The following is an 11,705-nucleotide window of genomic DNA, read 5'->3' on the forward strand; positions in this document are numbered from 1 at the left end:
AGGTTGATAAATAAAAGCCAGTAAGTGTTTAGCTTACTGGCTTTTTTATATTTAAATACTGAGTACTAATACCAATGCGCAATAATACTTAATTCAGGGCTACTGCATGAGTGTTTTGTGCATCCAGCTTTGATTACTTAAAATATTTTTATACAAAGCAAGCTGGTTTTGCGCACGTTCTAAATTATGTTCTGCATGGGTGGTTTTAAAGTACACGTCGTTATTTAAGTAATCAGTTAAAAACCGCACACTGAGCATTAACGGCATAACTTTAGCGCCAAGCAGCAAACTTGCTTGCTCTTTGTTGCTAATAGCCGATTTAAGGGGGGCAAGGTAGCCTTTAACAAGCGCAGTAAATACCTCTTTGCGAATAACCACTTTATCAAGATTAATCGAATCTTCTGGCTCAGCGCAGCAAAATGTGCGCACCATGTCTCCAAAGTCATACAATAAAAAGCCTGCCATACACGTATCTAAATCGATAACTGCTTTTGCTTTATATGTATTGCTGCAATACAGCATATTATTTATTTTAGTGTCGTTGTGGCACACCCGGGTGGGCAAATCGGCTGTTACGTCAGCGAGCTCTTTTACTAAATGCTGTTGTGCAATGCAGTAGTCAATGTCGTTTTTACACTGCTGCAGCCGCTCTTTAGTGGCGGTGCTAATAGCTGTATTAAGCTGCTCAAAGCGCATAGCTAAGTTATGAAAGTCAGTAATAACAGGGTAGAGGCTTGATGCGTTAAAATCGAGCAAGGCACGTGTAAAGGTGCCAAATGCAAATGCGGCTTGCTGCGCGTGATGGGGCTCTGTAACCACATCTTCGCTAATACTTTGGCTAATAAAATTAAGCACACGGTAGTACGCGTTGTTAATTGTAATAAGGTATTCACCTTGGCAAGTACTTATATGCTTAACAATGTCGAGCGGGTAAGTATTTGCTTGTTGTTTAGCGCTTAGGTGCTGCTCAATTAACTGTGCGTTATTAACCAGTTGTGCTGGATTTTTAAATACATAAGTATTGAGCTTTTGAACAACAAATTGCTGCGCAGCATTAGTTAACAGCCACGTGGTGTTTATATGTCCGCTGCCTAAAGAGCTCACCTGAGTAAGCTCAGGGTTTAGCGCTAATAGCTCACTTAATTTATTTTGTATTGCTGTATTCATGTACTTTAGGCGTATCGCGCTTGTATTTTTTCGATAATCTCGGCGTTAGCAGCAGGGAACTCATAGTTACTAAGCTCATTAATAGCGGCCCATTCACTTGGTTGCCCTTCGGCGCCATGTGCTTCACCGCTAAAGTTACTCACAACGTGAATATCAAGTTTTACACATTTATCGCCATAGTCATGTTCAATCACCATCAGTTGGCTAGAGCTGTGAATGGTAATGCCAACTTCTTCACTTAGCTCACGTTTAAGTGCAGCAAATACGCTCTCGCCAGCTTCTACTTTCCCGCCTGGAAATTCCCATAAGCCACCTTGATGTTGCTCATCAGCGCGCTTGCAGATAAAGATGGCGTTATTTTTTTTTATTACGCCTACCGCTACATTTACAATTTTTGTTGTCATGTTTTTTCTCCATAAAAAAAGCGACGCTAGCGTCGCTTTTTAATTACATACAATGCGTCGTTACTTTAATTTACCACAACATTGCTTAAACTTTTGTCCTGATCCACACGGACACGGATCGTTACGGCCAACTTTAGGCGCTGTTCTTGCCATTACAGTTGCGCTTTGAGGTGCTTCACCGCCTACATGTTCAGCTTCTTCGTGTTGGTACTCGCGAGGGGCATTTTCACTTTTACGGTGTTGCTCTTCTACTTTTTCAACATCTTCTTCGGCACGAACTTGTACTTTACTTAAAATGCCCACTACATCAACTTTTAAGTTTTCAAGCATTTCGGTGAATAGCTCAAACGACTCGCGCTTGTATTCTTGCTTAGGATTCTTTTGTGCATAGCCACGTAAGTGAATACCTTGGCGTAAATGATCCATTGCAGCAAGGTGATCTTTCCAGTGCTGATCAAGACTTTGAAGCATAATCGCTTTTTCAAACTGACGTAGTACAGAGTCGCCAACTTGCTCTTCTTTTTGCTTGTAAGCTTGCTCAACCGCTTGCTCAATACGCTCACGAAGTTTTTCTTCGTATAGTTTATTGTCATCTGCTAACCACTGCGTGATAGGCAGCTCAATCAGGAAGTCTTGTTTTAAGCGCTCTTCAAGGCCTGGTATATCCCACATTTCAGCAAGGCTTTGTGGTGCAATGTATTGATCAATAACACCGGCAAGTACATCACCACGGATTGCTGTAATGGTTTCTGAAATATCGCCTTCTTCAAGCAGCTCGTTACGTTGAGAGTAAACAACACGACGTTGATCGTTTGCTACATCATCGTACTCAAGTAATTGCTTACGTACATCAAAGTTACGTGCTTCTACTTTACGCTGAGCGTTTTCAATTGCGCGGTTAACCCAAGGGTGCTCAATGGCTTCGCCGCGTTGCATGCCTAGTTTACGCATCATGTTAGTCATGCGCTCGCCGGCAAATATACGCATTAGCGCATCATCCATCGATAAGTAAAAACGGCTAGAGCCGGCATCACCCTGACGACCAGCACGGCCACGTAATTGGTTATCTATACGGCGCGATTCATGACGCTCAGTACCAATAATGTGTAAACCGCCAGCTTCAATTACTGCATCGTGGCGAATTTTCCACGCCGCTTTAATTTCAGCAATTTGCTCATCTGTTGGGTTTTCTAGTTTTTCAACTTCGCTGTTCCAGTTACCACCAAGCACAATATCGGTACCACGACCAGCCATGTTGGTTGCAATTGTTACAGTACCTGGTAAGCCTGCATCCGATACGATGTCAGCTTCTTGCGCGTGGAATTTAGCATTAAGTACGTTATGCTTAATTTTTTCTTTGCGTAAAAACTGCGATAAATACTCAGAGCTTTCAATCGAAATAGTACCTACAAGCACAGGCTGTCCGCGCTCTTGGCAATCTTTAATATCGGCTAAAATAGCTTCGTATTTTTCTTCTTGTGTTAGGTAAACTAAATCGGCGCGATCATCACGGATCATCGGCTTATTAGTTGGCATAACAACCGTGTCTAGGCCGTAAATAGATTGAAACTCAAATGCTTCAGTATCGGCTGTACCAGTCATACCGGCTAAGGTTTCGTATAAACGGAAGTAGTTTTGGAAAGTAATTGAAGCCAGTGTTTGGTTTTCGTTTTGAATTTTTACACCTTCTTTAGCTTCAACAGCTTGGTGTAAACCTTCAGACCAACGACGACCTTCCATTGAGCGCCCTGTGTGCTCATCGATAATAATGACTTCGTTTTCTTTAACAACGTAATCAACATCTTTTTGATAAAGCTTATGGGCACGAAGTGCTGCATACACGTGGCTCAGTAAGGTAATGCTTCCGGCAGAGTAAAGCGAGTCGCCTTCTTCAATTAAACCACGCTCAGTAAGTAGGTGTTCTACTTTAATTTGACCGCGCTCAGTTAAATGAACTTGCTTAGACTTTTCGTCAATTGTGTAATCGCCATCGCCTTCAATGCCTTCTTCGTCTTCTTTTTCTTGAAGCTCTAAAAGCGGCACAATTTTATTGATTTCGATGTATAGCTCAGAGCTATCTTCAGCTGGGCCTGAGATAATAAGTGGTGTACGCGCTTCATCAATTAAGATTGAATCCACTTCATCCACTACTGCATAAAACAATGGACGCTGTACGCGCTCATCAATGCTAAATGCCATGTTGTCACGAAGGTAGTCAAAACCAAATTCGTTATTTGTACCGTAGGTAATGTCAGCAGTATAAGCTTGCTTTTTCTGTTGTGGCATCATGCCTGGTACGTTACAGCCCACAGTTAGGCCTAAGAACTCAAATAACTCGCGGTTTGTTTCAGCATCACGTTTAGCAAGGTAGTCGTTCACGGTAATTACGTGCACGCCTTTGCCTGTTAAGCCATTTAAGTAGGCTGGAAGTGTGGCTGTTAGGGTTTTACCTTCACCGGTACGCATTTCTGCAATACGACCTTGATGTAAAACCATGCCGCCTAATAGCTGTACGTCAAAGTGACGCATGCCATTTACACGCTTTGACGCTTCGCGTACCACAGCAAATGCTTCTGGTAGAATGTCGTCAAGGCTTTGTCCGTTATCGTAACGTTCTCTAAACTCAGCTGTCTTAGCTCTTAAATCTTCATCAGAAAGCGCTTCTAATTGCGTTTCTAGCGCATTAATTAGCGCGACCGTCTTTCTTAGGTTTTTAATAGTGCGGTCATTGCGACTACCAAAAATCTTGGTAAATAAATTAGATATCATGATAAAACCGTTACAATGTATTCTTTGTTAACCGAGTGTCGGCTAACCCATTTTTTACAATTGGTAATTAATATGTACTTTTACATAACCTGTAGAACATATTAATTAGCAATTTTGTATTAAAGAGCCTCAAAGCACTGTTTAATACGTGTGCTACTATACCAGACTCTGCCAAACAACAAACTATCTCAACTAAAAGATGTGTATTAAAAACAGAAAAATTTGATCTGATGCGTAAAAACCACTTTAACTGATTTAATTACGCTAAAAAATAGCAGCAAGTTGTGAAGATATGGTGTTAAAAAATTTAAAAACAAGAGTGCTAGGGCATGCGGGCCTTGGGTGATTGAAATTCATTCAATCCACAATGCTCAACACGCCCTAGGTGGGTTAATTTTATACTTAGTTACCCACCTTATTACGCTATGTATTTAAAGCTTAAACTGATTAACCGTTTTGTTTAAGGCAACAGCAAGGTCGCTTAAATCGCGCGCTTCATCTGCTAAAATGTGTGCGTGATCAGCTGTGCTGTTTACTAAGCCATTAATTGCTGCAAGGCTGGTATTAATGTCCTCTGCGACAACGGTTTGTTGCTCGGTTGAAGTGGCAATTTGGTGGCTTTGGTCTTGCACTTTAGTTACCGACTGAGCAATGTTTTGTAATGAACTTAGTACTTCTTTTGTTTGCGATACTGAGCCTTCAGTTTGCTCTTGCCCTTGTAGCATCATTACCGACGCTTGTTGGGCAATTTGCTGTAAGCGAGAAATCATATTACGAATATCGTCTGTTGATTCTTGCGTACGGCTTGCCAGTGAACGTACTTCATCAGCAACTACCGCAAAACCACGGCCATGCTCACCTGCACGCGCAGCTTCAATGGCGGCATTTAGAGCAAGTAAGTTAGTTTGATCGGCAATGGAGTTAATTACATCCACCAATGCACCAATGTTATTACTTTCTTGCTCAAGCCCTGCTACCACTTTAGACGCTTCACCTATGTGTAGCGCAAGTTCGGTCATCACACGTTGTGCTTGAGTTGAGCGGTCAGCCCCTTCGGCAGTAATAGCTTGTACTTCTTCGGCGGCGCTGTTGGTATGCTGTGCGTTACGCGATATTTCAAGTACAGTGCTGGCCATTTCGGTCACGGCGGCACTTACGCTGTCTACTTGTTGTTTTTCTTGCTGTATTTCGGTGTTGGTTTGAGCAGACACGTTTTTAAGTTGCGCTGCGGCATTGGTTAACTGCTCAGCTTGTGCGGCTGTTTCTAGCATCATGGCGCGCAGCTTATCAATGAATGTATTCATGTGATTGGCAAGCTGGCCGACCTCATCCTGGCTGGTAATATTAATCTTTTGGGTTAAATCGCCTTCGCCCGATGCAATATCACGCATTATATTAGTTAAAGTGGTAATAGGCTGCGAGATCATGTGGGTCGCCCATAATATCATCGCTAGAATGATCACTAAAATAATCACCACTGCGGTGGTTGTGGTGGTAACCGCCTCATTAACGGGGGCTTCAATCATGCTGGTTGGGATCAGTATACCTACATACCAATCAAGATAAGGTTGCTCTAGTTGTAAGCGATGATACACCACATAATACTCTTCTCCTTTTAAGGTCACCAATTGGCTGCCTTCGAGGTTATTACGCATTTGTGCATTAAGCTCTGTAAAGCCTGAAGTATTATTAAACTGGCTTTCAAGGCCATCTAGCCCTTCTTTACCTTTAGGGCCTTCGTCGGTGTTAGACAGCTTATGGCCGGTAGCATTTGAAAAGTGTACAACCTTTTGATTGCCATCAAGTAAAAAGCCATAGCCTTGACCGTTAAAGCGAATACCTTCAACCATATCGTTGATTTTATTAAGCTGTAAATCAACGCCGCCCATACCAATAAGTTTACGCTGTGCGTTGTATACCGGCTGTTGTACAACTGCTGAGGCAACCCCAGTGGTTAAATCGACCGATATAGGGCCTACGTAAAGTTTATTAATTTGCAGGGCTTCTTGCCACCAACCACGTTTATAGGCGTAGTAAGGTTGACCATTGTAATGGCTGGTACGCTCGTTTTCTTTAAAGTATTCACCGGTGGTTGCTGATGCGAAAAACGCCGACAGTACATTTTCGTCATTTGAGCTAATGCGTACAAAGTCTTGATTAACTTCATTGTAGCCGGGGGCATTTTTAATCGGCTGGTCGCGAGTATCCCAATTTTCAAAAAAATTAACTAAATGCGGGTTATTAACAAACGTAGAAACCAGCTTGCCATACTTTGCAAAGTAGCTTTGCATTGAAAGTTGTTCGCTTTGTAGGTAGCTTTGAGCTTCGCGCTCAATGTTTACTCTGGAAAGGTTAGCGATGTGATTTACAAAAAATGTTGAAGCAATAATTAGCAAAATGGTGATGGTGCCACCAATCAATAATAATATTTTCTTCCGTAATGATAAATTATTTAGCATAAGTGCACGTATTATTGTTTTTTAGTAGGTTATATCTAATCATATCTTACTTTAAATCTCTATGAAGTTAGATAAAAAGCACCAATTATGCGTTTAAAATGAAGGGTTATGCAAAAATGGAAGCAAAAGCTAATAAATTAGTAGTATTAGGCGCAGGCTGGTTGGGTCATGCTTTGTGCCTACAAGCTAAACAGGCGGGTTGGCAGGTACAAGGTACGCATAGAAGTGATGAGCACACAGACGATTTTCAGCGTCAATTTGTACTGATTGATGGGCAACTAATACACCAAATAGATTTACACGATGCTTACTGGGTGTGTGCAATCCCCCCACGAAGCAGACACAGTGAAAGTAACTACCCAGAAACACTAAGCGCTGCACTTTCACTTTCTAAACAATTAAATGCAAAGGGCTTTATTTTGTGCTCATCTACCGGTGTGTACGACCAAGAGCCGGGTGTTTACACTGAAAGCAGTGAAATAAGTTGTACCAATGAGCGACAAATAAAACTATACGATGGCGAAGAAAAGGTGCTTGAGCAAGATGGTAAAGTACTGCGTTTAGCAGGGTTATTAGGGCCTAACCGCGAGCCAGGGCGCTTTGTTGCTGGGAAAGAATTAAATTCATCGAGCCAGCAGGTGGTTAATATGGTCCATCAACAAGATGTGATAAACGCCATTTTTGCGGTAATAGAAAACTATAATTCGGGGCAAAATATTTATAACGTGGTAAATCCATCGCACCCAACTAAAGCGAATTATTATGCACAAAAGTGTGCAGAGCATGGCGGCGAAATGCCAACCTTTACCAGTAATGAAAGTGCTGAGCGCAAAGTACTTGGCTCAGCAATTGAAGCGTTAGGCTTTAGCTATCAGCATGGAATTTAAAATGCGATGGTAGTGGGTTGTGGTGAATAAAGTCGCACAATGCCCCATGTGCTAAAAGCGTATTGGTTGCGTCTATATCGGGGGCAAAGTAGCGGTCTTTATCGTAGTAACTTACATGCTCGCGCAGCAGAGCTTTTGCTTTTTCTACTTGCGGTGAAGGTTTAAGTGGGGCTCTAAACTCAAGCCCTTGAGCAGCTCCAAGCCATTCAACTGCTAATACCCCGCGGGTGTTATTGGCCATTTCCTTTAAGCGCCTTGCTGCAAACGTGGCCATAGAGACATGATCTTCTTGATTTGCTGATGTTGGCAGGCTGTCTACCGAGGCGGGATGCGCAAGCGATTTGTTCTCGGAGGCAAGCGCAGCCGCGGTTACTTGGGCAATCATAAAACCTGAGTTAACTCCACCGTTTTCAACTAAAAAAGGTGGCAGTGTAGAGAGGTTTGAATCAATAAGTAGCGCGATTCTTCGCTCTGCCAGCGCGCCTATTTCGGCAATCGCAATGGCTAAGTTATCAGCTGCCATAGCAACGGGCTCTGCATGAAAGTTACCACCGGATATAATATCGCCCACATCGGCAAATACCAGCGGGTTATCGGTAACGCCGTTTGATTCACATAACAACACTTCTGCGGCGTGGCGTATTTGTGTTAAACATGCGCCGAGTACCTGAGGTTGGCAGCGAAGGCAGTAAGGATCTTGTACTTTTTCGCAGTTTACGTGAGATTGGCTAATTTGTGATTTAGTACTAAGTAGCTCTCTAAATACACTGGCCGTATCAATTTGGCCGCGTTGGCCCCGTATTTCGTGAATGCGTGCATCAAAGGGCGCACGGCTACCCATTGCGGCTTCTATGCTAATAGAGCCTATAACACAGCTTTGTGCATATAAATCTTCTGCTTGGAAAAGCCCTTGTAACGCAAACGCGGTAGAGGCTTGTGTACCATTTAACAGTGCCAGTCCTTCTTTTGCGCCTAATGTAAGAGGTGAAAGATTGGCAATTTTCAGCCCTTGAGCAGCACTTATAATTTCACCTTTGTGGCGCATGTTGCCTTCACCTAATAGTGGAAGGCACATATGAGCAAGAGGCGCTAAATCGCCCGAAGCACCCACAGACCCTTTTTGTGGCACGCACGGGTACACTTCACTGCACAGTAGTTGCATAAAAAATGCGATCACCTCTAGGCGTATCCCTGAGTAGCCCCGAGACAAAGAGTTTACTTTTAAGGTCATCATTAGTCTTACAGTGCTGTCGTCCATGAACTCCCCAATACCGGCAGCATGCGAAAGTACAATACTGCGCTGCAGTAGCTCAAGCTCGTCATCTGCTATTTTTGTATTGGCTAATAAGCCAAAGCCGGTGTTAATACCGTACACCGTTTGGCGTTTGTTTATTACGTTTTGAACAGTTTGTGCGCTGGCCGCTATTTGTGTACTGGCGCCATCGACTAAGTTAAGTGTGACAGCAGAGTCATTAATTTTTCGTAGGGTGCTTAAATCTAACTGCCCTGGTGTGAGAGTGTGTGAAATCATGACTATTCCTTGTTTAGCATAGGGAGATCTAGGTGGTGCTCTTGCGCGCAATTTTTAGCGATGTCGTAGCCTGCATCAGCATGGCGCATAACGCCGGTAGCAGGGTCGTTCCAAAGCACACGAGCGATGCGTTGCGCGGCTTGTTCACTACCATCAGCAACAATAACCACGCCTGCGTGCTGGCTAAAGCCCATGCCCACTCCGCCGCCATGGTGGAGCGACACCCACGTTGCGCCACCCGCAGTATTAAGCAAAGCATTAAGTAACGGCCAGTCAGAAACGGCGTCTGAGCCATCTTGCATACTTTCGGTTTCACGGTTGGGGCTTGCTACAGAGCCAGAGTCGAGATGATCGCGACCAATTACAACCGGCGCTTTAAGCTCGCCATTTTTAACCATGTCGTTAAAGGCCAGTGCAAGGCGAGCTCGGTTTTTTAAACCAACCCAGCATATACGCGCTGGCAAACCCTGAAATTGAATGCGCTCACGCGCCATATCAAGCCAGTTATGTAAGTGGGTATCTTCTGCAATAAGCTCTTTCACTTTTGCATCGGTTTTATAAATGTCTTCGGGGTCACCCGAAAGCGCTACCCATCTAAATGGGCCAATTCCTTCACAGAATAACGGACGGATATAAGCAGGCACAAAGCCCGGAAAATCAAACGCGTTGGTAACGCCTTCTTCAAATGCCATTTGGCGAATGTTATTGCCATAGTCGGTAGTGGCAGCTCCGGCTTTTTGAAGTGCTAGCATGGCGTTTACTTGCACTGCCATAGATTGCTTAGCGGCTTTAACCACTGCCTGTGGGTTTTGTTCACGCATTTTTGCTGCGTGTTGCATGCTCCAACCTTGCGGTAGGTAGCCGTTGAGTGGGTCGTGCGCTGAGGTTTGGTCGGTCACTATATCAGGGGTAATATTGCTGTTTGCCAGTGCAGTAAAAATATCGGCAGCATTACCTAATAAGCCTACCGATAATGCCTTACCTTTAATGCAAGCATCGGTAACTAGCTCAAGCGCGTGCTCAAGTGTCGTGGCTTTTACATCAACGTAGCCGGTTTTAATTCGAAAATCGATACGGGTTTCGTCGCATTCCACAACTAATGCGCTAAAGCCTGCCATCGTCGCGGCGAGTGGTTGTGCGCCTCCCATACCGCCAAGGCCTGCTGTTAAAACCCATTTACCTTTTGCATTACCGCCAAAGTGTTGCTTTGCCATTGCTACAAAGGTTTCGTAAGTGCCTTGCACTATGCCTTGTGAGCCAATATAAATCCAAGAGCCCGCGGTCATTTGCCCATACATCATTAAGCCTTTTTTATCGAGCTCATTAAAGTGCTCCCAATTTGCCCAATGTGGCACCAGGTTAGAATTAGCAATGAGAACGCGCGGCGCGTTTTCGTGGGTTTTAAATACGCCCACGGGCTTACCCGATTGCACAAGCAGGGTTTCGTCGTTTTCGAGCCTATCAAGGGTTTCAATTATTTTATCAAAGCTTGGCCAGTCTCTTGCCGCACGGCCAATACCGCCATATACCACTAACGCGTGAGGGTGCTCTGCCACATCAGGGTCTAAATTGTTCATTAACATGCGTTTAGCGGCTTCTGTTTGCCAACTTTTAGCGCTAATTTTATCGCCATGAGGCGCGCGGATTTCTCGGTGTGTGTCGAGCCGGTTGTTCATGAATTTCTCCTGTTGTATATACAAGATGGTCAGCTACAAAAAAACGCTCTTGAGCGTTACGTTGTTATTATTTTTTAAATGTTAAGTGCCCGCCCAAACGGTATTTACTGCCCGGTGATACTAAGCGAGCAAAGCTCACTATGCCTTTTGTAGACCAAGTACGACGAATAACCTGTAAGCAGGGTTCTTCGTTATACAGGTTAAGCCATTGGCACATTTGCGAGTTAGGCATAACCGCTTCCACTGTGTGGCGCGCTTGTGTGAGCGGCGCTACGCTCGATAAGTATTCATGCGGTGTGAGGGCGCTAAAGTCTTGTTGTAAATAACCCGCGGCTAAAGCTGGGTTTACAAATCGCTCTTCAACTTGCAGTGGTTTGTCGTTCTCATTGTGTACAAGCACACTGCGATACACCACGCTATCTACTTCAACGCCAAGCGCAATAGCTATGGGTGCTACCGCATTGATTGATTCAAGCACTTGCACACTACAGCTGTATTGCCCGTTACGTTCTTTTACTTCATCGGCTATGTTTTTAATTTCAAGTAGTGATGACTGCGATTTAAAACTTGCTACAAACGTACCTAACCCTTGGCTGCGCGTTAAAATACCGGCATCTGTTAATTCGCTCAGTGCACGTCGTGCGGTCATACGGCTTACAGAAAATTGGCTGCTAAGCTCGTTTTCTGAGGGGACACGTTGGTTTTCTTGCCATGCGCCATTTTTTATTTTATCGACAATAAATTGTTTTATTTGTGCAAATTTAGGTGTGGTCATTACTATTATTAGCTGTACTTAAAATAAACTATTTAAT

At 43.8% G+C, this 11,705-nt stretch carries 8 protein-coding genes; 1 reads left to right on the forward strand and 7 read right to left on the reverse strand.

The annotated features are described in order from the left end of the window. Positions 1-99 precede the first annotated feature (99 nt). The 4 genes from PSI06_RS00635 to PSI06_RS00650 all read right to left on the reverse strand — a co-directional run bounded on the left by PSI06_RS00635 (position 100) and on the right by PSI06_RS00650 (position 6,799). Positions 100-1,167: a phosphotransferase enzyme family protein gene (locus PSI06_RS00635; protein ID WP_273603429.1), complete on the reverse strand. Its 1,068-nt coding sequence runs from the start codon at positions 1,165-1,167 to the stop codon at positions 100-102. Positions 1,168-1,172: 5 nt separating this feature from the next. Then, a complete protein-coding gene (mutT, locus tag PSI06_RS00640; protein ID WP_273603430.1) occupies positions 1,173-1,571 on the reverse strand; it encodes an 8-oxo-dGTP diphosphatase MutT in 399 nt (132 codons plus the stop codon). A 60-nt stretch (positions 1,572-1,631) separates the two neighbouring features. Further along, a complete protein-coding gene (gene secA / locus PSI06_RS00645; RefSeq protein WP_273603431.1) occupies positions 1,632-4,340 on the reverse strand; it encodes a preprotein translocase subunit SecA in 2,709 nt (902 codons plus the stop codon). 431 nt (positions 4,341-4,771) lie between these two features. Next, entirely contained in the window at positions 4,772-6,799 is a 2,028-nt protein-coding gene (locus PSI06_RS00650; RefSeq protein ID WP_029773386.1) for a methyl-accepting chemotaxis protein, read from the reverse strand. Between the two features lie 116 nt (positions 6,800-6,915). Between PSI06_RS00650 and PSI06_RS00655 the strand changes: the two genes are divergently transcribed. Then, a complete protein-coding gene (locus PSI06_RS00655; RefSeq protein ID WP_273603432.1) occupies positions 6,916-7,686 on the forward strand; it encodes an NADP-binding protein in 771 nt (256 codons plus the stop codon). Here the strand turns inward: PSI06_RS00655 and hutH are convergent. The 3 genes from hutH to hutC all read right to left on the reverse strand — a co-directional run bounded on the left by hutH (position 7,664) and on the right by hutC (position 11,668). Next, complete coding sequence (gene hutH, locus PSI06_RS00660) at positions 7,664-9,217, reverse strand: histidine ammonia-lyase (protein ID WP_273603433.1); 1,554 nt, start codon at positions 9,215-9,217, stop codon at positions 7,664-7,666. The genes PSI06_RS00655 and hutH overlap by 23 nt on opposite strands. 2 nt (positions 9,218-9,219) lie before the next feature. Continuing rightward, entirely contained in the window at positions 9,220-10,893 is a 1,674-nt protein-coding gene (gene hutU / locus PSI06_RS00665; RefSeq protein WP_024032171.1) for a urocanate hydratase, read from the reverse strand. A gap of 67 nt (positions 10,894-10,960) precedes the next feature. Further along, positions 10,961-11,668, reverse strand: coding sequence for a histidine utilization repressor (hutC, locus tag PSI06_RS00670; RefSeq protein WP_024032172.1), 708 nt, complete (start codon positions 11,666-11,668; stop codon positions 10,961-10,963). Positions 11,669-11,705 lie beyond the last annotated feature (37 nt).

Origin of the sequence: Pseudoalteromonas sp. GABNS16E, from assembly GCF_028598715.1 — a bacterium.
Lineage (GTDB): Bacteria > Pseudomonadota > Gammaproteobacteria > Enterobacterales > Alteromonadaceae > Pseudoalteromonas > Pseudoalteromonas atlantica.

Coding starts and splice junctions, on each gene's coding strand:
- PSI06_RS00655 (WP_273603432.1), top strand. CDS start 6,916: ATGGAAGCAAAAGCTAATAAATTAGTAGTATTAGGCGCAGGCTGGTTG.
- mutT (WP_273603430.1), bottom strand. CDS start 1,571: ATGACAACAAAAATTGTAAATGTAGCGGTAGGCGTAATAAAAAAAAAT.
- hutH (WP_273603433.1), bottom strand. CDS start 9,217: ATGATTTCACACACTCTCACACCAGGGCAGTTAGATTTAAGCACCCTA.
- PSI06_RS00635 (WP_273603429.1), bottom strand. CDS start 1,167: ATGAATACAGCAATACAAAATAAATTAAGTGAGCTATTAGCGCTAAAC.
- secA (WP_273603431.1), bottom strand. CDS start 4,340: ATGATATCTAATTTATTTACCAAGATTTTTGGTAGTCGCAATGACCGC.
- hutC (WP_024032172.1), bottom strand. CDS start 11,668: ATGACCACACCTAAATTTGCACAAATAAAACAATTTATTGTCGATAAA.
- hutU (WP_024032171.1), bottom strand. CDS start 10,893: ATGAACAACCGGCTCGACACACACCGAGAAATCCGCGCGCCTCATGGC.
- PSI06_RS00650 (WP_029773386.1), bottom strand. CDS start 6,799: ATGCTAAATAATTTATCATTACGGAAGAAAATATTATTATTGATTGGT.